This window comes from Thioclava sp. SK-1, from assembly GCF_001705665.1.
GTDB lineage: Bacteria > Pseudomonadota > Alphaproteobacteria > Rhodobacterales > Rhodobacteraceae > Thioclava.
This window is the reverse complement of the sequence record NZ_MDHA01000053.1, coordinates 1-23267: the sequence shown is the minus strand read 5'-3', so window position 1 is coordinate 23267 and position 23267 is coordinate 1. Positions and strand designations below refer to the sequence as shown.

General features: G+C 57.2%; 20 protein-coding genes and 1 pseudogene. 8 read left to right on the top strand and 13 right to left on the bottom strand.

Features of this window, described 5'->3' with window-relative positions; all coding sequences use genetic code 11:
* Nucleotides 1-230 precede the first annotated feature (230 nt).
* The gene (locus tag BFP70_RS12655) at nucleotides 231-1133 is read right to left on the bottom strand and encodes a LysR family transcriptional regulator (RefSeq protein ID WP_066012156.1); all 903 of its coding nucleotides are present in this window, start codon (nucleotides 1131-1133) and stop codon (nucleotides 231-233) included.
* 351 nt (nucleotides 1134-1484) lie between these two features.
* Here BFP70_RS12655 and BFP70_RS12650 point away from each other — a divergent pair, with 351 nt between their 5' ends.
* Nucleotides 1485-2537, top strand: a complete 1053-nt coding sequence (locus BFP70_RS12650) for a dipeptidase (protein ID WP_066012023.1) — start codon at nucleotides 1485-1487, stop codon at nucleotides 2535-2537.
* Nucleotides 2538-2579: 42 nt separating this feature from the next.
* On the opposite strand, the gene BFP70_RS12645 is transcribed toward BFP70_RS12650, so the two are convergent.
* The 3 genes from BFP70_RS12645 to BFP70_RS12635 all read right to left on the bottom strand — a co-directional run bounded on the left by BFP70_RS12645 (nucleotide 2580) and on the right by BFP70_RS12635 (nucleotide 5339).
* Nucleotides 2580-3053 carry a hypothetical protein gene (locus BFP70_RS12645; RefSeq protein WP_066012022.1) on the bottom strand — a complete coding sequence of 158 codons (474 nt, stop codon included), beginning with the start codon at nucleotides 3051-3053 and terminating at the stop codon, nucleotides 2580-2582.
* Between the two features lie 125 nt (nucleotides 3054-3178).
* Nucleotides 3179-3841: a phosphoribosyltransferase gene (locus tag BFP70_RS12640; RefSeq protein ID WP_066012021.1), complete on the bottom strand. Its 663-nt coding sequence runs from the start codon at nucleotides 3839-3841 to the stop codon at nucleotides 3179-3181.
* 121 nt (nucleotides 3842-3962) lie between these two features.
* A complete protein-coding gene (locus BFP70_RS12635) occupies nucleotides 3963-5339 on the bottom strand; it encodes a M20/M25/M40 family metallo-hydrolase (protein WP_066012020.1) in 1377 nt (458 codons plus the stop codon).
* Between the two features lie 417 nt (nucleotides 5340-5756).
* On the opposite strand from BFP70_RS12635, the gene BFP70_RS12625 reads away from it, so the two are divergent.
* Entirely contained in the window at nucleotides 5757-7943 is a 2187-nt protein-coding gene (locus BFP70_RS12625; protein ID WP_066012018.1) for an NADP-dependent isocitrate dehydrogenase, read from the top strand.
* 61 nt (nucleotides 7944-8004) lie between these two features.
* On the opposite strand, the gene BFP70_RS12620 is transcribed toward BFP70_RS12625, so the two are convergent.
* From BFP70_RS12620 to BFP70_RS12605, 4 genes are read right to left on the bottom strand one after another with little or no spacing between them, the layout of a single operon-like run.
* Nucleotides 8005-8844, bottom strand: coding sequence for a metal ABC transporter permease (locus BFP70_RS12620; RefSeq protein WP_066012155.1), 840 nt, complete (start codon nucleotides 8842-8844; stop codon nucleotides 8005-8007).
* Nucleotides 8834-9694 (bottom strand): metal ABC transporter permease, encoded by an 861-nt coding sequence (locus BFP70_RS12615; RefSeq protein WP_066012017.1) that lies wholly within the window; start codon nucleotides 9692-9694, stop codon nucleotides 8834-8836. The genes BFP70_RS12620 and BFP70_RS12615 overlap by 11 nt, the downstream gene beginning before the upstream one ends.
* Nucleotides 9691-10509 (bottom strand): manganese/iron ABC transporter ATP-binding protein, encoded by an 819-nt coding sequence (locus BFP70_RS12610; RefSeq protein WP_083217494.1) that lies wholly within the window; start codon nucleotides 10507-10509, stop codon nucleotides 9691-9693. Before BFP70_RS12610 ends, BFP70_RS12615 begins: the two co-directional genes overlap by 4 nt.
* Nucleotides 10506-11417 (bottom strand): metal ABC transporter substrate-binding protein, encoded by a 912-nt coding sequence (locus tag BFP70_RS12605; RefSeq protein WP_083217493.1) that lies wholly within the window; start codon nucleotides 11415-11417, stop codon nucleotides 10506-10508. Before BFP70_RS12605 ends, BFP70_RS12610 begins: the two co-directional genes overlap by 4 nt.
* Before the next feature lie 100 nt (nucleotides 11418-11517).
* Between BFP70_RS12605 and BFP70_RS12600 the strand changes: the two genes are divergently transcribed.
* Both BFP70_RS12600 and BFP70_RS12595 read left to right on the top strand, forming a co-directional pair.
* Nucleotides 11518-11967 carry a Fur family transcriptional regulator gene (locus BFP70_RS12600; protein WP_369820206.1) on the top strand — a complete coding sequence of 150 codons (450 nt, stop codon included), beginning with the start codon at nucleotides 11518-11520 and terminating at the stop codon, nucleotides 11965-11967.
* Between the two features lie 116 nt (nucleotides 11968-12083).
* Nucleotides 12084-13340: an Hsp70 family protein gene (locus BFP70_RS12595; protein ID WP_066012016.1), complete on the top strand. Its 1257-nt coding sequence runs from the start codon at nucleotides 12084-12086 to the stop codon at nucleotides 13338-13340.
* A 125-nt stretch (nucleotides 13341-13465) separates the two neighbouring features.
* Here the strand turns inward: BFP70_RS12595 and BFP70_RS12590 are convergent, their stop codons facing one another.
* Complete coding sequence (locus tag BFP70_RS12590) at nucleotides 13466-14245, bottom strand: DeoR/GlpR family DNA-binding transcription regulator (protein ID WP_066012015.1); 780 nt, start codon at nucleotides 14243-14245, stop codon at nucleotides 13466-13468.
* 143 nt (nucleotides 14246-14388) lie between these two features.
* On the opposite strand from BFP70_RS12590, the gene pdxA reads away from it, so the two are divergent.
* The 3 genes from pdxA (at nucleotide 14389) to mprF (ending at nucleotide 19334) form a co-directional block, all read left to right on the top strand.
* A complete protein-coding gene (gene pdxA, locus BFP70_RS12585) occupies nucleotides 14389-15408 on the top strand; it encodes a 4-hydroxythreonine-4-phosphate dehydrogenase PdxA (protein ID WP_066012014.1) in 1020 nt (339 codons plus the stop codon).
* Nucleotides 15408-16424 carry a four-carbon acid sugar kinase family protein gene (locus BFP70_RS12580; RefSeq protein ID WP_066012013.1) on the top strand — a complete coding sequence of 339 codons (1017 nt, stop codon included), beginning with the start codon at nucleotides 15408-15410 and terminating at the stop codon, nucleotides 16422-16424. Before pdxA ends, BFP70_RS12580 begins: the two co-directional genes overlap by 1 nt.
* Before the next feature lie 303 nt (nucleotides 16425-16727).
* On the top strand, nucleotides 16728-19334 hold the full coding sequence (mprF, locus tag BFP70_RS12575; protein ID WP_255356700.1) for a bifunctional lysylphosphatidylglycerol flippase/synthetase MprF: 2607 nt from the start codon (nucleotides 16728-16730) through the stop codon (nucleotides 19332-19334).
* A 56-nt stretch (nucleotides 19335-19390) separates the two neighbouring features.
* Here mprF and BFP70_RS12570 read toward each other — a convergent pair whose 3' ends face one another.
* Together BFP70_RS12570 and BFP70_RS12565 are read right to left on the bottom strand one after the other, a co-directional pair.
* Nucleotides 19391-19633: a hypothetical protein gene (locus tag BFP70_RS12570; protein WP_141693191.1), complete on the bottom strand. Its 243-nt coding sequence runs from the start codon at nucleotides 19631-19633 to the stop codon at nucleotides 19391-19393.
* Between the two features lie 66 nt (nucleotides 19634-19699).
* The gene (locus BFP70_RS12565; RefSeq protein WP_066012011.1) at nucleotides 19700-20809 is read right to left on the bottom strand and encodes an anhydro-N-acetylmuramic acid kinase; all 1110 of its coding nucleotides are present in this window, start codon (nucleotides 20807-20809) and stop codon (nucleotides 19700-19702) included.
* A gap of 59 nt (nucleotides 20810-20868) precedes the next feature.
* Here BFP70_RS12565 and tyrS point away from each other — a divergent pair, with 59 nt between their 5' ends.
* Complete coding sequence (tyrS, locus tag BFP70_RS12560; protein WP_066012010.1) at nucleotides 20869-22119, top strand: tyrosine--tRNA ligase; 1251 nt, start codon at nucleotides 20869-20871, stop codon at nucleotides 22117-22119.
* Between the two features lie 443 nt (nucleotides 22120-22562).
* Here tyrS and BFP70_RS12555 read toward each other — a convergent pair.
* Together BFP70_RS12555 and BFP70_RS12550 are read right to left on the bottom strand one after the other, a co-directional pair.
* Nucleotides 22563-22763, bottom strand: a pseudogene (locus BFP70_RS12555) (integrase core domain-containing protein); the annotation flags it as partial.
* A gap of 70 nt (nucleotides 22764-22833) precedes the next feature.
* On the bottom strand, nucleotides 22834-23267 hold a 434-nt coding region (locus BFP70_RS12550; protein WP_141693190.1), incomplete at its 5' end, for a transposase.

Below are 23267 nucleotides of genomic sequence, written 5' to 3'. Positions count from 1 at the left end.
ACGAACCCAAAGTGATAGACATTTACCGGGATCAGGTCCTCCAACCTGTGGCGCATTTTCCTCCCAGAAAACACATCCGCCCGACGCCGCCTAATTTTCCTCCCATGCCGATCACGAACCAAAGCACGAAGGTTCGAACCGTCTGAAACTACACAATCAAATCTTAACCCTGGGGTCTAGCACAGGTTTGATTGACCTTAGGTAATGTAAACCTGTTTTTGGTGCTTATTTCAGGACAATAAAAACCGTGTCCGCGCGGTTCGTGTGGCATGCTGGATATATTCTGAAATCAATCTGACGCGGGCCAGATCTTCGGTCGATTGGTGCGACAAAATCCAAAGTGTGCGCTTCAACAAATGTTTGGTGCTTAGCACTGGAACGAAATCGGGATCATCATGGATCACATAGGCAGGCAAAACGCCAATCCCAGCCCCTTCGCGCACCGCTTCCCTTTGCGCCAAAATCGAGTTGGAGCCGTAATCCATACCACCACGAATGCCCAACTCATCCGTGTAACGCAGCGCATCGGTTGGCAGAAGCTCATCGACATAACCAACCAGCTTATGAGCAGATAGATCGGACAATTGCATCGGTGTCCCATGCGCCTTGAGATACCCACGGGAGGCATAAAGCGCGAGGTGATATTCGGTCATTCTACGCGCCAAAAGCCGCCCAGAGGTGGGCAAATTAAGCGAAAACGTCAAATGTGCCTCTTGTTGGGACAAACGGAATGTCCGCGACCTTACCAGCAATTCGACGGTCACATCGGGATGTTCCTCTTGGAACCGGGCCAGAACGGGGGCGACAAAATGAACCGCCAAACCATCGGGTGCACCGACCCGGACCACCCCCGATAACCGGCCTGCCTCACCGCCGACAGTCTCTCGCGCTCTGGTTGTGTTCCGTTCCACTTCCAACGCCATTGGCAAGATCCGCTCTCCGGCGATCGTGGCGGTATAACCGCCCTGCTTTTGGGTGAACAACTGGGCGCCGATTGCCTTTTCTAAGGACTTCACCCGACGGGCGACTGTGGTTTGATCAATCCCCAAGGCATGACCTGCGGTCGTCATACGTTTGTGGCGGTGAAGGGCGAGGAAAAACTTGAGGTCATTCCAGTCAAATTCGTGCTGCATTTTTGCAGAATAGGTCTGCACATATACATGTGTCAAATGCAAAAACATCGCGATTGCCGTGAACTATTCTTTCATCATCATCGCAAATCGGCCGAATCCTGTTGGCAGCTTGATACGCCAAAAGCCAAAGCGTCACATCGCCGCAGGTCTCATCACGCCGCTCAGCCCCACCAGCCCCCTCACCGGCCCCCTAGCGTTTAGGCCCCTGCCCCATTTTACACTGTCCCGTGCCACCTTGTCCCGTGCCACACTGCATTGTGTCTGCTGCAAGGTTGATCCCACCGTCGATCCGTCGATGATGGCAGAGCGATCGGTAAACCTGCTGAGACCGCAACAGTGTAAAGGTGCGTGATGATCCCCGTCTTTGATGGCCATAATGATGTCTTGCTACGGCTGTGGTCTGATCCATTGAATCGCCACGCTTTATGGTTGGGTAACACGGGGAAAGGGCAGTTGGATCTGCCCCGGATGCGCCGCGGTGGGTTTGCCGGTGGGTTCTTTGCAATCTATGTGCCCTCTCCCGATACCGGCAATTCTGAAGCGTTAATGCGTATGATGAACGCACCGCCGTTTTCTGCCCCCCTGCCCCAGCCCGTTCCAATGGGCCTTGCCCAGCAGGTGGCTTTGGCGATGGCCGGGCATTTGATGTGGATGGAGCGTCAAGGCGGGCTGACATTGTGCCGCACCGCCTCTGAGATCCGCGCGGCGATGGCCGCAGACCGTATTGCAGCCGTGATGCATATGGAGGGGGCAGAGGCAATCGACCCCGATCTTGATGCCTTGCATCTGTGGCATCAGTTGGGTCTTCGGTCTTTGGGCCCAGTATGGTCGCGCCCAACGATCTTCGGCAATGGCGTGCCCTTTGCCTATCCGTCCTCACCCGATATCGGCGATGGGCTGACCGCCGCAGGCCATGCGCTGATCCGTGAATGCAATCAGCTAAAGATCATGGTCGATCTGAGTCACCTGAATGAAAAAGGCTTTGACGATGTCGCCGCGATCAGCACCGCACCGCTGGTGGCAACTCATTCCAACGCCCATGCGATCACACCGGCATCGCGCAACCTGACGGACCGCCAATTGACACAAATCGCTGAAAGTGACGGCATGGTCGGGTTGAATTACGCAGTGCCGTTCTTACGCCCTGATGGGCTGCGCGGCAGTGATTGCGGATGGGATCCAATTCTGCGCCATCTGGACCATATGCTGTCCATTCTGGGCGAGGACCGTCTGGGTCTTGGCTCTGACTTCGACGGGGCGGTGATCCCAGACGTGCTTGGCGATGTGGCGGGGTTACCGGGGCTGTTGCAAGCGATGCGTGACCACGGGTTTGGCGCCGCGCTTGTGGAAAAAATTGCGTCAAGAAATTGGTTAGCCGTGTTGGAACGCACTTGGGGGCAGTAGCAAATGCACGGCCCCCATGGCGACGACGGGCCGTCAACTGGATTAAAAGACGTAATCTGGCCGAGCAACCGGCACACGCAGCGCAATCAGGCGCTGCCCTGTATACGCATCAAAGATCATCACATCGGCAGGGTTGATCAATAGTGCCATACGCGGCGCAATCTTGGCATGCGCAGGCAGTTGCGCAACAATTGCCTCGCCTTCGAGCACCCCGTGGAACAACCGCCCCACGCCCAAACGCGCCACATAATCCAAGCTGACCGGACCGTGGGCGTCGGGCGACAGATGCACCGCGTCGGGCCGGATACCCAGCAAAACCGGACGATCATCCATCTGCACACCATCAAGCACTTCGTAATTGCCGATCATCACAGCCTGCGACATCACCTGCGCTTCAATCAGATTGATCATCGGCATTGCAGCGTGCACAGCCAAGGCTGTTTGCGGACCCTGGCGCGGCAACAACGTAGGTTCAGATAATGTTGGATCTGAAATTATCTGCTTGATCGCGTTCATTTTTTATCTCTATCGGCCTATACAATCGGGCAGTTCAAACCACGGCAGTTCCGCCGCGTGACTGCGATATAGGTCGGCTGCATGACAGGGAAAGGACAGGATTGTAAAAGCTTTATGACGCCAGCTTAGGCCCAGCTATCGCCCGTATGGTGCAAGATCGGCGTGGCGAATGCGGATAGGATCTGAACACCTGTATCGCGCGCCAGATCGACATGGCCACTGCCCTGCACCATCGCGCAGGCCACTGCCGTGGGCTGCACACCAACCTTTTGCAACAGCCCCAAAACCGCGCGGATCGACGCACCGGACGAAATTACATCATCTACCACCACGACGCGCCCGCGCAACATCCCCTGCAGGCGCGGGTCCAGCCACAGCCGCTTTTCCGCATCCGGTGAGGTAACCGAGCGAAGCGGCACTGACAGCTCTTGGCGATACCAGAATTTGCGCGACACCCCCAGTGGCAGGATCCGTCGATGCCCAAGCCGGCGCGCGACCCCTTCTGCCAATGGCAGACCCAATGTCGGCACCGCCACAATCACATCCGGGCTTAACATACGCAACCGTGCCGAAAGCTGATCCGTGATTGCGTCCAACACCTCAAAACTGGCCTGATTTAGTATCAGCGAAGCCAAACCGCTGACCCCGTCAGGCAATGCGCGAATTGGCATCAAGATTGAACGACCACCGATCTGCGCCGCAAATGTTTCGCCATCGGGCTGCACACCCGCAACCAAGTCGCTGCGAAGATCTTGCCACATATCAAGACGCGGTTCTGGATCGGTCATCGGTTGGACTTTCTGTCAGATCACTAGCGGCTGCCAAATCACTTGCAACCCGTTACCATCATTTAGTCCATATCGCAGGAAATAACAGGCGACAGATGCGTGATCCGTCGCCTGCCACGGTTTAGTGACCGTGCGACAGCCTGTCGATCACCCGCGCCCAGGCCCGCATTCCCCCAACAAAAGAAGACATGTCGTATTTTTCATTAGGGGAATGGATACGATTGTCGAAGCGTGCAAACCCAACCAACAGCGCATCTGCGCCCAAGGCCGCGTTCAATGCCCCCACAATAGGGATCGAGCCACCGGTACCGGTGGTGGTCGATTGCCCCCATTCATCCGCCAAGGCCTGAAGCGCGGGCGTCAAGAACCGGTTGGAGCGATCCAATGCCCAAGCAGGTGCCAGCCCATGATCGGTAAATTCAACCGTGGCATCCTCGGGCAGTTGCGCTTGCACATGGGCCTGAAACTGATCACGGATTTTCGCCGGATCCTGGCCCGCCACCAGTCGGAAGCTGATCTTGGCATGGGCCTGTGCCGGAATGACCGTTTTGAACCCCGCATCGGTATAGCCGCCCCACATGCCATTGATTTCACAGGTCGGACGCGACCAGATCTGATGTAACACAGGCTGATCCACCTCTCCTGCCGGGGTGGTTAGCCCGACATCCGCCAGGAACGCATCATCATCAAAGCTGAGCGCGTCCCACTCGGCCCGCGTTTGTGCGGCCAACGGTGCGACATCATCATAAAACCCGTCGATTGCCACGGCACCGTCCGGTGAACGCAGCGACGCCACAACATCGGCCATGACCTGCAGCGCATTGCGCGCCGCATTGCCAAACATCCCCGAATGCAAATCGCGATCTGCGCAGGAAATCGTAATTTCTTGCCCGCATAGCCCGCGCAGATGGGTGGTGATGGCAGGTGTATCACGGCCCCACATATCACTGTCGCAGACCAGCACCAGATCACATTTCAGCTCCTCTGCGGTGTTTTCCAAAAACGCCGGCAACGAATTTGATCCGCTTTCCTCTTCACCCTCAAACAAAAACGACACGCGCAGCGGCAATGCCCCGCGCGTGGCGATGAAGGCGCGGCAAGCTTCGACAAAAGTCATCAACTGACCTTTGTCATCGGACGCCCCGCGCGCGACAATCTGCGTGTCCCCGTCAACCTGTTTCAAAACCGGTTCAAACGGATCCGTGTCCCACAGCGCAACCGGATCGGCAGGCTGCACATCATAATGGCCATAGAATAGAACATGCGGTGCATCGGCAGGACCGGGCATATGGCCCACAACCATCGGATGGCCCGCCGTGTCGCGCACGCTTGCATCGGCACCCATATCACGCAAAGTTTGCGCCAACCAATCCCCGCCGCGCCGCACATCGCCATCATGTTTGGGATCGGTGCCCACGGTGGGAATGCGGATCAGATCACACAGCCGGTCAACCGCCGCATCCACATTGGTATCCAGATACTCAAGCACATCTTTCATCGGGTCGTCCTGTCGCTGTCACATCACTTCTTTGGGGCCGCAACGCCGCGGGAATTGGCCCCATCCTGCCCGACCCGGCGCCAACATGCGCCCCAACGCGGCGAAGGGCAAGCGCATCCCCGCAAAGGCCGCCGGCGCATCCCAATATCCCCGATCGCGGCCGCTGGCCTGCACAGCAGCCTCCAAATAGAACCGCCCGTTTTTTAGGCGCGTCCCATGCGGTTTTGCGCCGTTTTGTTGGGGCAATCGCGAACAGCCCCGCCTGCCCTCCATTGTATACGATTGCACACATTGACTTACCCTGTCCGCTGTTTTACCCCCTGATGCATGACGCTGTCGGGGGGTATGTGCGCATGTCCTCCCTGCGGCTCCTCCCATTTCCGGCCAATAAAGGCCCCAAAGACAGGATTGAGGATCATGGCGAAGACCCCCGATATTATTTACACCATCGTTGACGAAGCCCCGCAGCTGGCCTCTGGCTCGCTTCTGCCGATCGTGAGCGCCTTCGCCGGTGCAGCGGGTCTGGGTGTCGAAACCCGCGATATCTCACTGGCCGGTCGTATCCTTGCGACATTCCCCGATTATCTGACCGATGCGCAAAAAATTTCGGATGATCTGGCAGAGCTGGGCGAATTGGTGAAAACACCCGACGCCAATGTGATCAAACTTCCAAATATCTCGGCATCGGTCCCGCAGTTGACCGCCGCGATCAAGGAATTGCAAGATCAGGGCTATAAACTGCCCGACTACCCCTATGAGCCGTCCAACGACACAGAAAAAGACGTTCGCGCGCGCTATGACACGATTAAAGGATCGGCCGTGAACCCGGTTCTGCGGGAAGGCAATTCGGATCGCCGTTCGGCCAAGGCTGTGAAAAATTATGCGATGAAACATCCGCATTCGATGGGTGAATGGACCGCCGACAGCAAGACGACTGTTGCGTCGATGCCCGGCAACGACTTCTTCGCCAATGAAACCTCTGCCACCATCGCTGAGGCGACAGGCGCAAAAATCGTTTTCACCGCCACAGATGGCACCGAAACCGTTTTGAAATCTGGCCTGTCCTACAAAGCGGGTGAAATCGTTGATGCGACATTCCTGTCGGTGGCGACCCTGCGCGATTTTATCAAAGCTGAAGTCGCCAGCATGGAACCGGGCGTGTTGTTCTCGGTCCATATGAAAGCGACCATGATGAAGGTCTCTGACCCGATCATTTTTGGTCACTTCGTATCGGTATATCTGGAAGATTTCCTGGCCAAACATGGCGATACGGTTACGGCGCTTGGCTTCAACCCCAATGCCGGTATCGGCGATTTGGAAACCCGGATCAAAGGCAACGCAGAGCTTGAGGCCGATCTAAAAGCGGCACTGGCTGCAAAACCGCCGATGTATATGGTGAATTCCGACAAGGGCATCACCAACCTGCACGTGTCGTCGGATGTGATCATCGACGCGTCGATGCCTGCCGTGATCCGCGCCGGTGGTATTGGCTGGGGTCCAGATGGCAAAGCCGCAGACACGAAATGCTGCATACCGGACAATTCCTATGCCGGTGTCTATGATGAAACGATCGCCTATTTCAAAGAAACCGGTAAGTTGGACGTGACCAGCTGTGGTGCGGTATCCAACGTCGGTTTGATGGCACAAAAGGCCGAAGAATATGGCTCTCACCCGACCACGTTTGAAATGACCGGCAATGGCAAGGTTGAAATCATTCTCGACAATGGCACCGTGTTGCATTCACATAACGTGGAAACGGGTGACATCTGGCGTTCGGCCACTGCGAAAAAAGAGCCAATCCTGGATTGGATCAAACTGGGCATCAACCGCACCAAAGCAACCGGCCTTGCCGCGTTCTGGCTGGATGCGAACCGCGCCCATGACGCAGAGCTGATTAAATATGTCACCCCCGCGTTGAAAGAGGCCGGGATTGAAATCCCGATCATGGCCCCGCGCGAAGCCACGCGCTTCACCTTCGAAGAAATGCGCAAGGGCAATGATGTTGTTACCATCACCGGTAACGTTTTGCGCGACTACCTGACCGATCTGTTCCCGATTCTAGAGCTGGGCACCTCGGCCAAAATGTTGTCGATCGTATCGCTGATGCAGGGCGGCGGTCTGTTTGAAACCGGTGCGGGTGGCTCGGCCCCCAAACATGTTCAGCAGCTTGTCGAAGAAAACCACCTGCGCTGGGACAGCCTGGGCGAATTCTGTGCGTTGGGGGAGTCGTTCAAATTCCTGGCGGACAAAGGCAATGCCAAAGCTGGCGTTCTGGCCGAGGCGGTCGAAGATGCCACCCAGAAGGTTCTGGAAAACGGCAACTCGCCAGAGCGTAAGATCGGTGCGCCGGACAACCGCAGTTCGCATTACTGGTTTGCTCGCTACTGGGCACAGGCCCTGGCGGCACAAGAGGGTGACGCAGCGCTAAAGGCGCATTTCACCCCAATTGCAAAGGCATTGGTTAACGGCGAAGCCGCAATTTTGGCAGAGCTGCAAGCCGCAGAAGGCAAGCCGGTTGATCTGGGTGGCTATTACCACGCCGATCCAGCGAAAGTGGCCGCTGTCATGCGCCCATCTGCAACGCTGAACACAATCATCGGCTAAGCCGGAAACTGTCTGTGGGCCACCGCGCCGTGGCCCACAGATCACCTGCCAGTGAAATTGCCTATGGCCTCTCGTGCGTAACGGCCCGCCGCTGCCGAATTTGCATCCGTGCTAACGCAGCCAAAAACATTGCAGTCAGGATCAAGACGATCGTTGGCGCAGGCGCAGAATCCAACCAAAAGCTTAGATAAATTCCGCTAATCCCGGCCACCCATGTCACGCCCATTGCGGCCCACATCATGGCCGAGAACCGGCGCACCAGCAAAAACGCAATGGCCCCCGGCGCGATCAGATAGGCCACAGACAAAATGATACCGACCGACGATAGCATGGCCACAATCACCGCTGAAATTGCTGCCAGCAGCCCATAATGCAACATGTTGATGCGCAAGCCCACCATGCGGGCCTGCACCGGATCAAACGCATGGGCCAGAAGATCACGCCATAGCGCCAAAAGCGCCACGGCCACGCTCAGCGCAATCGCCCCTGACACCAACAGATCCGATGTGCCAATACCCAACATATTGCCAAACAGGATGTGATCTAGATGCAGATCCGTTTCAATCTTGGTATAAAGCACGACGCCCAGCCCAAACATGCCACTGAAAATCACGCCCATCACCGTATCTTGCTTTACCCGGCTGTTATCACGGATAAAGCCGGTCGCCAGGGCACAAAACAGGCCCGCGACAAAAGCGCCAATCAACAGCGGCACCCCCGCGACATAGGCCAGAACAACGCCAGGCAAAACGGCATGGCTGGTGGCATCACCCATCAGCGACCACCCCTTCAGCACCAAAAAGCACGACAAGATCGCTGCTGCAGGCGCGATCAAGATCACGATCAAAAAGGCATTTTGCATGAAAGGGAATTGCAGCGGCAGCAGCAGATTATCCATGATCTTCGCCCCCAGCCTGACGCATCCGCCCCCGCGCCGCCAAAGTCCCATGTTTGGGCGCGAACACAAAGGCCAGCAAAAACATCAAGGTTTGCAGACAGACGATCACCCCGCCTGTTGCCCCATTCAAAAAATAGCTCAGATAGGCGCCAAAAGCTGCGCTAAACGCGCCAATTGCCACGGAAATCGCAATCATCACCGGAAACCGGTCGGTCAGCAGATAGGCCGTTGCGCCCGGCGTCACCACCAGTGCAATAACCAAAAACGCGCCGACCGTCTGCATCGCTGCCACCGTGCAAGCCGCCAACAACGTAAAGAACACCGCCTTTAACGCAGTGACATTCAAACCGATGGAACGCGCATGTGCCTCGTCAAAAAACACCGCCAGAAGATCGCGCCATTTAGCCAACAAAACCACCAGGGACACTCCGCCAATCAGCAGCAATTGCAGCGTATCCGCCGGGGAAATTGCCAAAATATTTCCCATTGTGATGGTCTGAACCGATACGGCCATCGGGTTCAATGACACCATGAACAGCCCCAAACCGAAGAAAGAAGTAAAGATCAGCCCAATCACCGCATCTTCTTTCAGCCCGGAATAACTGCGCAACACCAGCATCGCCAATGCCGCCAATCCGCCCGATAAAAACGCCCCAAGCGCAAAGGGCAGCCCCAGCATATAGGCCCCAGCAACGCCCGGAACGATACTATGGGACAGCGCATCACCGATCAACGACCACCCTTTAAGCACCAGATAAGCAGAAAGAAAGGCACAGACCGCCCCCACCAAAGCCGACACATATATCGCATTGGTCATATAGCCATATTGAAACGGCTCCAGCAGCACTGTCATGCGCAGGTCTCCGACGGGTCATCGGTCTTGGCTGTGCGCTGTGGCACACCAATTGCCGCATCAGCGCCGCCTAACACGAAATGGCGCAGCACCCCGCCAAAAGTCTGTTTCAGATAGTCAGGGGTGAATACCTCGGCAGTCGGCCCATAGGCCAAAACTGTCCCTTTGACCAAAACGCAGCGGTCACAAAATTCCGGCACACTGCCCAGATTATGGGTCGCGACCAACATCACACGCCCCTCGTCGCGCAGATCGCGCAGCAAGGCGATGATCTGGTCCTCGGTTTTGACATCGACACCGGTAAAGGGTTCATCAAGCAAAATTACGCGGGCATCTTGCGCCAAAGCACGGGCCAGAAACACGCGTTTCTTCTGCCCGCCGGACAGTTCTCCGATTTGACGTTTGCGAAAGTCGGTCATATTGACCCGGCGTAGCGCCGCATCCACTGCCGCCCGGTCTAATGCACGCGCCCGGCGCAGAAAACCCATATGGCCATATCGGCCCATCATCACTACATCTTCGACGAGCACCGGAAAGGACCAGTCGACCTCTTCCGACTGTGGGACATAGGCGACCAATTGCGATTTCATCGCCTGAGTGACCGGCAGCCCCAGTAAGGTGACTGTCCCTGCGCTGACGGGAACAAACCCCATCAACGCTTTAAACAGTGTGGATTTTCCTGCCCCGTTCACACCGACCAGTGCCGTGATGGACCCGGTTGGCACAGTGAAGCTTGCATCGCGCAATGCGGTATGGCCATTGCGATAGGTAACGGTAACACCCTTAGCGCAAATGCCATCTGGAGTGGCCGTCATTGCGTCACCCCATCACGGGCCGTCAGCCCATCCAAAATCGTCTGCGCGGTGACATGCAGCAGGTCCAGATAGGTGGGAACCGGGCCGCCAGGTTCTGACAGGCTGTCGACATATAGCACACCGCCATAGGCCGCGCCGGTTTCACGCGCGATCTGCTTGGCGGGTTTATCCGACACCGTGGATTCAGAGAAAACAACCCCAATATCGTGCGCGCGCATTTGGTCAATCACATTGCGCACCTGTTGGGGCGTGCCCTGCGCATCGGCGTTGATTGGCCATAAGAACAGCTCTTTAAGGCCGAAATCCCGTGCCAGATAGGAAAATGCCCCTTCAGATGTCACAAGCCAGCGCCGGTCTTCGGGCAAGGCCAGAGCAGCGTCGCGCAAAGGTTTAATCTGATCTTCCAGCTTTGCCTTATAAGCCTTTGCATTGGCTTGATAAACCTTCGCATTGGCAGGATCTGCCTGAACCAAAGCATCGCGAATATTGTTAATATATATCTGCGCCGAAGACAGAGCCATCCAAGCATGCGGATTGGGCTTTCCGTCATAGGCGCCACCAGAAATCGGCATCGGCGTGATCGAGTCTGACACCACCACCGCAGGCACATCTTGCAGGTTCGTCAAGAATTGCTCGAACCAGCGTTCAAGGTTCAGCCCGTTCCACAAGATCAGATCGGCATCTTGGGCACGCAGCAGATCGCGCGGCGTTGGTTGATAGCCGTGGATTTCTGCCCCTGGACGGGTCACAGACACAACATCTGCGGCGTCACCGGCAACATTTTGCGCCATATCCGCGATGACGGTGAATGTGGTGACAACCTTCAACCGGTCCTGCGCGGCGGCAGGCAGGGCATAGGCCATCACAGCGGCGGTCACGGTGCCCAAAATGGCGCGCCGAGAGATCATGAGATGTTCCTTCCTAGAAACAGCAAGTGCATGACAATCTAGTTAGGAATCAATTGCAACTGTCAAGCCAGTTGCGAACCATTTGCAAGAAACACTTGATGTGAGCGCCCATTCCGGGCAAAAATACGGCATGGATCGCACCGAAACCCTGACTCACGCCCTGCGCCAAGCGGGCATTCGCATTACCAAGCAGCGCGCCGCGTTGCTGGCCGTTTTGGCGGCGTCTGACGATCATCCCGATGCGGTAGAACTGCAGCGCCGGGCTGAGGCACAGCTGCCGGGAATTTCCCTATCGACCGTCTATCGCACCCTGACCGCGTTAGAGGAACAAGGCGTGATCCATCGGCATCAGTTTGAAGGAACATCGGCACGGTTTGAACATGCCAATGCCGACCACCACGACCATATGATCGATGTCGACAGCGGCGAGGTGGTCGAATTCTGCTCAGAGCGGATCGAACGTTTGCAAGCCGAACTGGCCGCGGAATTGGGCTATGATATCGTGAACCATCACATGGTGCTATATGTGCGCAAACAGCGCCTGTCATAACGCGCCCCTTTTGGCCGCCCCCGGGCCCAAGGGTTATGGATGTCGCGTGGGGGTTGCGCCGGTCAGCGCGCTTCGCTAACACGCCTGCTTGCGTTCGAGCCAAGTGAGAGACCCCGATGACCAGCGCCCCTCCCTCCCCCATCCTTGCGGTCGATTTCGGCACATCAAATTCCGCCTGTGCGATGTTGCATGACGGCGCAATCATCCGCCTGCCAATCGAAGCCAATGCCGATACGCTGCCTACGGCAGTGTTCTTCCCCGATGATCGCAGCGAAATGCTAATTGGTCAGGAGGCATCGGAAGCACTGATTGAAGGCGATGAAGGCCGCTATATGCGTGCGCTGAAATCGGTATTGGGGACATCCCTGTTTCATGAAGTTCAACTGCTGGGGGGCAAGCGGCGTTCCTTATCGCAGGTTGTCGCAGAGTTTTTGTCCGTGGTGAAGGCGCGGGCCGAAGCCCGGGCGGGCCACACATTTGAGCACGTGCTGTCGGGCCGGCCTGTGCATTTTCACACCAATGACCCAGAGCGCGATCTACAGGCCGAACGCGATCTGCGCAGCTGCTATCGGCAGGCTGGGTTTAAACAGATCAGCTTTCTGGTAGAACCAGAGGCCGCAGCCCTTGCGGCGCATGGCCTGAACAAAAGCGGCCAGATCGGGCTGATCGTGGATATTGGCGGTGGTACATCGGATTTTTCGGTGTTTCGCGGTGACGGCATGCAGGTCGAAATCCTGGCCAATCACGGTATCCGTCTGGGCGGGACAGATTTTGACCATGCTGTCTCTATGGATCACGCCATGCCAATGCTGGGCCTTGGCGGAGAATTGAAGCGCACCTTGGGGGATGGGCTGCTGCCCGTGCCCAAAGCGATCTATGTCGAACTGTCCAGCTGGGCCAAGATCCCTTTCGCCTATACGCGGGAAACCGCCCGCACCGCCGATGATATGCTGCGCCACGCGGTCGAGCCGATCAAGATGCAGCGCCTGAAACGCGTGATCGAAGATCGCCTTGGTCATGAGCTGGCCTTCGCGGTCGAGGCCGGCAAGATCGCGGCAAATGGCGCGGCACACGCCCCGGCGCACATCAAGATGGGGTTCATTGAGCCAAAACTTTCGGTGCCGATCACCCCTGGCACGTTGAACGCATCATTGGCCAAACTGCGCGAGCCACTGCGCCAGGCAATCTATGAAACATTGACACAAGCGCAGGTCACACCGGCAGATATCGGCACGGTGATCTTGGTGGGCGGCTCGTCTTTGATGAAGATGATCGCGGATGAGGCTCAGTTGATTTGCCCCGGCGCGGCGCTTGAACGTTCCGAAGCCTTTACCGCCGTAGTTGACGGTCTTGCACTGGCCACTGCACGTTGATTGCACCGCAGATGTAATCCAATTGAGATCCCGCCCCAAGGGGCGCGATCACGCGATCTTTTGCGGGCGCCCTGTGGCTGGCGAAGCGGCCCGGTCTAAGAGGCGCATAACTTTGGCCAGTGGTCTCATTTGCCGCCCTGCACCACCCGCTGCACCGTTACGGCGTCACGGTAAGCCTGTGCCATACAATCAGAAAGCTGATTGTCGCTGATGATCTGATCGAACTGTCCCAGTTGCGCAAACCTGCAAAAGGATTTCTCAGAAAACTTTGAATGATCGGCCAGCAGCACCACCTGATCCGCAGCACCAATAAAGGCGGATTTGATCTCGGCCAGTTCAATGCTGCTGTCAGAAGGTCCGGCCAGATCCACCGCATGCGCGCCGATGAACGCAATATCGGCATGTAACCGGGTGATCGACGCTAAAGCCGCCGCCCCCAGTAATGTCTGCGTGCCCGGGCGCATGATCCCCCCGGTCAGATGGGTTTGACGATGACCAGCCTGTGACAGCAATTGTGCGATGGCCAAATCATTGGTTACGGCGGTAAATTCTGTCCCGGCCATGATGAGTGCCCGCGCGGCCTCTAATGCGGTGCTGGAGCTGTCGAAAATGACTGCATGTCCCGGTGCGACCAGCTGCGCTGCCGCCTGCCCGATGGCGCGTTTGGCCCCATGATCCATACCGGCAGAGACCGTGCGATCGGGTTCAAAGGCCCGCGCACCAGGTGCCTTAAGCACGGCACCACCATGCGTGCGCGCCAAAACACCCGCTTCGCACAGCTGTTCGACATCACGGCGCACCGTCGACACCGAGCTGCCAAGCGCGATGGCCAGATCACGCAGCGATGCCATGCCATCCCCGCGCAGCATTTCCACAATTCGCGCCTGCCGTTTGGCTGCCAGCATCTGTGCTCTCCTGATCTATTTGCACCAGCCTATCGCAGTGCGGCAACAAATTCCATCATCTGCTTTCAGTATCTTTCATTTCGCACCACAATCGTTCAATATATCCCAAAGGACGGCAGATTCGTCCATATTGGGAGAGCAACATGAAACCAGTCATTGCCATCACGATGGGCGACGTTTGCGGCATTGGTCCCGAAATCACTGCCCGCACCCTGAACGATCCGGCAACATGGGAGATTTGCCGCCCCGTGGTCGTGGGCGATGGTGCCATGTTGTCACGCGCCGCCGCGTTAACCGGATGCCAATTTGACATCGAAACGATCGCGCCGGGCGCGCCCTTGCCGTTTGAGCCGACACCCCAGCGCGCGATCTGCGTGGATCCGGGGTTGGATGTAGGCGACCTGCCCTTTGGCCATGTCGATGCCCGTGCAGGCCATGCAGCATATGAATTTCTGCGTATCGCGGTTGAGATGGCACAGGCCCATCAGGTGGCTGCCATCGCCACTGCACCGCTGAACAAAGAGGCGCTGCATGCCGGTGGCCATATTTTCCCCGGCCATACCGAAATTCTGGCGACATTGACCGGGACTGACAGCTATTCCATGATGTTGGCCACACCGAAGATGAAAGTGATCCATCTGACCACTCATGTCGGCCTGATTGAGGCTATACGCCGGATCACGCCAGAACGGACCTATCAGGTGATTAAACTGGCCCATGATACATTGACCGCCGCGGGCGAGACGCCGCGTATAGCGGTATGTGGCATCAACCCGCATGCTGGTGAGAACGGGTTATTTGGAGAGGGCGAGGAGGAAGAGAAGCTGGAACCGGGGATCAAACGCGCCGCCGCCGAAGGAATAGACGTACAAGGGCCACTGCCCGCCGACACGTTGTTTTACCGCGCAGGCCGTGGGGATTTTGACGTAGTCGTCGCATGTTATCACGATCAAGGCCACGGCCCGGTCAAGGTCATGTCGATTGATGAAGGCGTGAATATTACCGTGGGGCTTAAGGGGCAGATCATCCGCACATCGGTTGACCATGGGACTGCGTTTGACATCGCAGGCAAGGGGATCGCGCGTCACGAAAGCCTGATTGCTGCGCTACGCTATGCGGGGCAATTGTCCCCTGCGGGCCGTGCGATCGGAGCCATCGGCTGATGCGCCTGCTGATTGTGGCCGATGACCTGACCGGGGCATTGGACAGCGCAGCGATGTTTGCAGCACGTGGCCTGCATGTGGTGGCCGCACGCAGGCCTGCGGATCTGGAGAGCGCACGCGCCACCGGGGCACAGGTGATCGCCGTATCAACCGCTAGCCGCGAAGGCACACAAGATGCCGCAGAACGCAAGACGCAGGCAGTCGCGGATTGGGCACGCAAACATAAGATCCCGCGCGTGTTTAAGAAGATCGACTCGCGGTTAAAGGGCCATCCCCGGGCAGAAACGCAGATATTGCGCGCCCCTGGACAGCCCGTGCTGATCTGCCCCGCCATTCCAGCACAGAACCGACATGTTTTTGCAGGCTATGTCCGTGGCGCGGGTGTCGCGACGCCCATCCCTATCGCACAGGTGATGGGGACGCAGGCGCAGTGTCCCGACGCCATGACTGAGTCCGATCTGGATGCGCTTGTCGCACAGGCGGGGCATGCCCTTCTGGTGGGCGCAGCCGGTTTGGCCGGGGCCTTGGCGCGTCAAATGTCTGGGCGAAACACCGATTTGCCAAAAATCGCTGCGGGAACGCGTTTATTTGCCATCGGCTCGCGTGATCCGATCACGATCGCCCAGACCGCGCATATGATCGCAACCCATGCAGCCGATGTCATTTTGGCCCCCAATGGTGTTGCCGACGCGCGGCCCCTGAACACTGAGCTATGTATCGTGCAGATGGTTGCCGGGCCGGACATTGTCTCTCCCCAACGCGCCGGGGCGGACTTTGCCGCCACCGTGCAACAGCTTTGCGCACAGCCTCTGGCGCTTCTTCTGTGTTCGGGTGGGGAAACGGCCGATAGTATCATGGAGCTGTCAGGCATTGGCCTGATCGATGTCTTGGGCGAAGCGCTGCCCGGCCTGCCCGATTGCCAAATCATGCTTGATGGGCGTCCAACCCGTTTGATCACCAAATCCGGTGGCTTTGGCACGCCCACATGTCTGGCCCAAATCGCAGCCGCCCCTTAACATATCCCCCCAAAACATATGTCCAGACAGCGCATTCTCTTGCGCCAGATACCACCGTGTTCGGGGCGGCCGATTCTTACAAAAAATTCAAATTCCGGCCATGTCAGGCCGCCTGCGGCGCGATAGATCACACGCGATCACTGCGCCGTTAAAGTGTGGCGGCCTGGCCTGCCCCAGTCGGCCTATGCTGCCGCATGGGCGTTTTGATCTTGCATCACGGGGCCTAATCGCCTTACCGCAAGTCAACCTGGCCTCAAGGCCATGAAATCGACCATTAGGCCTAGATCGCATAGGAACCTGACCATGACCATTTCAGCCCCTGTCGCCATGCACATGCTTCCCTCACGGTTGCGCACGCTTGGCCCCATTGCGATCGGATTGGTTCTGTTTTTGTTTGGGCTATGGGCGCTGCATCACCTGCTGCTAACAATTGATCTGGCGCATGTGATTGCCAGGGCCAGAGCAACGCCGCCGATGGTGCTGATCGGGGCCTTGGCGGCCACGGCGGTGGGCTATATTGCGATGATCGGTTATGATTGGTGGGCGTTACAATATCTGGGGAAGTCGCTGCCACCCCGGACTGTCGCTTTGGGCGGGTTCTTGGGCTATGCTTTTGGTAACACAGTCGGAATAAGCGTTTTATCAGGCGGCGCGATACGATACCGGATTTATTCTGCCGCCGGGCTGAACGCGTTTGATGTCGCGGCTCTCTCCTCCTATGTGGCGATCGCGATGGGGATCGGGCTAACGCTCGTAGGGATCTGCGCCTTGGCAATCCATCCTGCGGTCTTAGCACAGATCCTGCCTGTCAGCGTATCCACGGTTCAACTGCTGGCAATCGCCACCGCCGTAATCGTGTTCACCGGTGCGCTTTGGCTGTCCGTCACAGAAAAAACGTTGCATTTAGGGCGCCATGACATTGCAATGCCGGCCCCACGCGTGCTGTTTGGCCAGTTAGGCGTGGCTGCACTGGATTGCGCTATGGCAGCCGGGACGTTGTGGCTTTTAATGCCCATCGGCACACCGCCTTTCATCAGCTTCGTGGCGATATATGCGGCGGCGGCGATGATCGGGATCCTAAGCCATGTGCCGGGCGGCGTGGGCGTGTTTGAAACCGTTGTGATCACCGCACTACCTGCAAGCGTTCCGGTAGGCGATGCAGCTGCCGCATTGCTGCTGTTTCGGGTAATTTATTTCCTGGTGCCCTTCGCGTTGGCTTTCACAATTGTTTTGGTGAATGAGGCACGTTTGGCCGGGGGGTGGGCCACCCGCCTGTTCGGTGAGGTATCAACACCAATGCGCCCGATTGCCACCGCCCTGTCAGTGGTCGTGCCGCGCTTGTCGGGCGCCGCCGTTCTGGGGCTTGGTTTTTGGTTCTTGCTGGTTGCGATGATGCCTCCGTTGCAACATATCAGCGATGAGGTCGATCTGGTCGGTGCGGTCTTGGCCGAGGGCGGAACCCTGATCCTCGCGCTGTCTGGCGTGTTGTTGATAGTGTTGTCACATGCGTTGATGCGCCGTGTCCGGCTGGCCTATTTGCTGACGCTTGCGGCCATTGCAGCAGCCACTGTAGCCGTGCTGATCGACGGGATGAATATCGAACCGGCCGTCCTGTCTGTGCTCGCGCTTTTGGCGCTGCTGCCGTTTCGATCTTCTTTTCACCGCCGCGCCCGCCTGACCGAAGGCGTCTTTTCTCCATTATGGATCGCCCTGGTCATTGGTCTGCTGGCCGCTGCCGGTGCGTTTTTCTTCTTGGCGCATAAGGCCGTGCCCTATTCCAACGCACTGTGGTTGGACTTTACCTCCGCCTCTGCGACGCCGGCGGCCTTGCGTGCAGGCCTGCTTGTGTCGGCACTGCTGTTGGGTTTTTTGCTGTATCTTGCCCTGCGCCCGGCGCGTGCCGCGCTGCCCGCTGCCGCACAAGTCAGCGATGAAGATGTGCTACAGATCTTGCGCGCTCAGCCAGATCCGCAGGGATGGCTGGCCCTGACGGGGGATAAGAACCGGGTGATGAATACCGATGGCAGCGCCTTTGTGATGTTCGCGACGCGACGCAACTACCGCATTGTTCTGGGCGACCCGTTGGGCGCGACCGACCCCGCCCGCGCCCTGGCATGGGAATTCCACGAGGCCGCGCGCCGCGACGGTGCCACGCCAGTGTTCTACGAAGTCTCAGAACGCCACCTGCCGCTGTGGATTGATATGGGCTATACGCTGCATAAACTGGGCGAGGAGGCGGTGGTCAATCTGCAAGAGTTTTCGCTCTCTGGTAGTAAATTCAAAACGATGCGGGCCGAATACAACCGGGCACAGCGTGATGGTCGCCAACTGGAGCTGTGCACCCCACCCCATTCCGACAGCTTGCTTGACGCACTGGAAGAGATTTCCGACGCGTGGCTGGCCGGGCAAAAAGGGGCTGAAAAGGGCTTCTCCGTCGGGCGATTCTCGCGGGAATATCTGAACCAATGTGAACTGGCCTTGATCCGCTGCGACGGGCGTATCTTGTGCTTTGCCAATTTGCTGGGCGATCCGGGCGCGGTCCGTATGGGCATCGATCTGATGCGCTACCGCCCCAGCGACAGCGACGGGGTCATGCAGTTCCTGTTCCTATCATTGATCGAGGCGCTGAAAGAACGCGGCACATCGCAGCTAAGCCTTGGTCTGGCACCGCTGTCTGGTCTGTCCGACCACCCTTCCGCGCGGCTGACCAGCCGGTTTGGCAATCTGATTTTCCGCCATGGTCGCGCATTTTATAATTTTGAGGGGCTACGCCGGTTCAAACAGAAATTTCGCCCCAATTGGCAGGCACGCTATATCGCAATTCCGCCAGGGGCATCGCCCTATTTGGCACTTGCAGAGATAGCCTTGCTGATTTCAGGCGGGGCGCGCAATTTGCTGTCCAAGGACTAAACGATATGCCCCGCCGCACCACTGCCGCACAGTTTGGCGCAGCAGTGGTGCTTGTATCAATTGCTGCAAAAGAACGTATGGCCCGCAGGTTTCAATCCCAAATAGGACAAGGAAGCAAAACCGTTCATCTGACACACCTCGGTTGCGCGTGCGGCAACCGGGCCAGACAGCGCGGCCGGGTCTAACGGGATATTTCCCTTAGCAATAGTCACAATCTGGCCGTTGTAATCATAGGCCAAAGGCGCCGGCCCAAAACAGCCCGCTAGGACCAAAGGCAAAGTGAACAAAAGTTTCCGCATAAGATATCCTTTCAAAATCATATCACTATCCAATCCAATGCCTGTAAGGCAGACAAGGGCTGACCCTTAGCTTGGACGGCTAAGACGCCCACCACCTATTTGGGCTGCGACCCCGGTCGTGCTTGGCCCCGATGTCGGCAAGCCACGTGCAACACGCACCGCCAAATAAGCAAATGCCTGCGCCTCTAACATATCGCCATTCAGGCCAAGGTCCTCTACCGGGCCGACTGGGCATGGCAGGATGCGCGCAAGCGCTGTCATCACGGCCTCATTCAACCGTCCGCCGCCACAGACATGCACGGCAGCCGGCGCTGAAGGAAAATGATCAAAACCGGCCGCGACACTGGCTGCGGCAATCGCCACCAGGCTGGCCACAGCATCGGCATCTGAAAGCGGATTCACCAATTCCAGAATGTCGCGAAATTCATTTCTATCCAGAGATTTGGGGGGTATTTTATGGAAATATCGATGGCTAAGGAATGTCTCAACCACCGCCGGATCCGCCTGCCCCGACAGCGCAAGCGCGCCGCCTTCATCACGTTCCATCTGACGCCGCGCACGCATCAAATCATTGATCGGCGCATTGGCAGGCCCAGTGTCAAAGGCCAAAACCGCGCCCGCTTCTTCGGGGCCGGATTTACGCGGATCAACCCAGGTGACATTCCCCACACCGCCCAGGTTCAAAAACACGCAAGGCTGCGTTAGACCCGCCCATTTCGCACAGGCAAAGTGAAAATACGGCGCCAAAGGCGCGCCCTGCCCGCCCATTTCCACATCCGCAGAGCGGAAATCCCACACAACAGGTCGGCCCAGAACCTCGGCCAGGATGGCGCCATCGCCAGCCTGATGCGTGCGGCGCGACCCTGCTGCCCCCATCGGATCATGCGCCAATGTCTGGCCATGAAACCCAATCACATCCGCATCCAGAAAATCGCTTAGCAGCTCGGCATGTGCTGTTTCCACGATCTCAGCCGCCGCATCAACGCCGTCCGCACCCGGCCACAACCCCAAAGCAGCATGTAAAACCGCCCGCTCTTGCTGCGAAAAGGCCCGATACCCGTGACGTCCAAAGTCCAATATTCGTGCGCCATCGGTCAATAAAAGCGCCGCATCCACACCGTCCAATGACGTTCCCGACATCGCACCGGCTGCCCAAACAGGCCCAGCTTTCAACATGGCTTCCCCTTCACCCGTTCACCCGATATACGCATGGCCGAAAGAAAGGAACAAGCCAGATGACCTACCATCCCAAATCAGAGTTTCTCCGTGTCATCATCGAGCGCGGATTCCTTGCCGATTGCACGGATCTGCAAGAGCTTGATGAGAACCTATCGCAAGGGATGGTAACCGCCTATATCGGTTATGATGCCACGGCAGCATCACTGCATGTCGGCCATCTGCTCAATATCATGTTGCTGCGCTGGTTCCAAAAAACAGGGCATAAGCCGATTACCTTGATGGGGGGCGGCACAACCAAAGTCGGTGATCCGTCTTTCCGGTCTGATGAACGCCCACTGCTGGGCCCCGAACAGATTGATGCAAATATCACCGGTATGGGTCAGGTTTTCGCGCGCTACCTTGAGTATGGTGAGGCCGGGAACGGCGCGCTGATGCGCAATAATGCCGAATGGCTGGATGGGCTGAACTATCTGGAATTTTTGCGCGACATCGGAAAGCATTTCTCGGTCAACCGGATGCTCTCCTTTGAATCGGTGAAATCGCGGCTGGACCGAGAGCAATCCCTGTCCTTCCTTGAATTCAACTATATGATCTTGCAAGCCTATGATTTCCTAGAATTGAACCGTCGCTACAATTGCCTGCTGCAAATGGGTGGATCGGATCAATGGGGTAATATCATCAACGGAATCGACCTGACACGCCGCGTGTTGGATGGCGAGATCTATGGGTTGACGACGCCCCTTCTGACCACATCAGATGGCCGCAAAATGGGGAAATCACAGGGCGGCGCGATCTGGCTAAATGGCGATATGCTAAGCCCCTATGAATTCTGGCAATTCTGGCGCAATACGACAGATGCCGACGTGGGCCGCTTCTTGAAGCTGTATACAGAGCTTCCGGTAGAGGAATGCAACCGTCTTGGAGCGTTGGAAGGCTCACAGATCAATGAGGGTAAGATCATCCTCGCCAATGAGGTCACAACCTTGCTGCACGGCGCCGATGCGGCCAAAGCGGCCGAAGCAACCGCACGCGAGGTCTTTGAAAAAGGCGGCACCGGAGACGATCTGCCACTATTGGCACTGTCGCAAGACGATATTGGCGATGGGATCAGCCTTGCGCAACTTGTTGTGCGCTCTGGCCTTGCGAAAACCGGTAAAGATGGCAAACGGTTGATTTCGGAAGGTGGTCTTAAGGTGGATGATACCAGCTGCGCCGATGCGGGCAGGATGTTCACCGCAGATGATTTGAAGACACCGGTCAAACTATCCGCAGGCAAAAAGCGCCACGCGCTAGTAACGGTGAAATAAAAGAGAGGGGCTCTGCCCCCGGCTCCTGATGGAGCCTCCCCCGGGATATTTAGAGCAAGCTGAAAGACCGCAGTTGCATCTTGCCTTAGGTATACCGGGGGCGCATCTCAATCGCGAAAAATAGAAGCCGCGTTGAAACTGTCCTAGTTTAACTTCCGTGGTTGATATTGAGAGTAAGCGTTCTGAAAGCCCGGCGCGGAGGTCGATTGCGATTTTTTGGTTCGTCGTTCTTCAACAAAAATCGCATCAGGTATGTCGAAACAGAGCCGCAAAAGTGGGGCCTTCGATTATGAAACGGCATTCAAGATTGCCAGCTATATTGAGATAGTTGAGGTGGTCCCCTTGAAGTAGTCCCAGTTATTTGGACAGTTTTTCGGCTCAGCTAAGATGTAATCTGGCTGGTTTCATGCGGCCTTTTGCGTCTGTTCTGTTGTGAAGAATGCGTCGTCGGGCGTCTGCCGATCAAGCGCGGAATGGGGCCGCTCGGTGTTGTAGAATGCCATCCAGTCCTTGATGACGCGTCGAGCCTGGAAGCCGTCGCTGATCTCTTCGAGATAGATCGCCTCCTGCTTCAGCGACCGCCACAGCCGTTCGATGAAGATGTTATCGAGGTAGCGGCCCCGTCCATCCATTGAGATGCGCACGCCTGTCTCGGTCAGCGTCGTGATCCAGGCCGATCCGGTGAACTGCGATCCTTGGACGCCCTTCTAAGAGTCAAGCGGCGATTTGTGTCTGATTGATCTCTGTGTAGCGGCGCATGATGATGCCGAAGACTTCGCGTGCGATGTAACGTTTGAGGCTGCGAATGGCTTCCAGCTTTGAGTTTCCGGCAGCGATCCGTTTGGCAATGTAGGCTTGAGTGCGTGGGTCCAGTCGCAAACGTCCGATGGCGATAATGTGGATCGCACTGTTGGCTGCGCGATCACCGCCTCTGTTCAACCTGTGCCGGACAGTTTTGCCAGAAGACGCAGGCACGGGACTGACGCCGCACAGGGCGGCAAAGCTGGCTTCGGATTTCAACCGCTCTGGATTGTCGCCAGCCGTCAGCAATAATTGCGCCGCGCTGTTCAGGCCGATCGCGGTCTGTTCGAGCAGCTCAGGAGCAAGGTCCTTGACGATGGCTTCAATCATGTCATCCAGATCGGCGA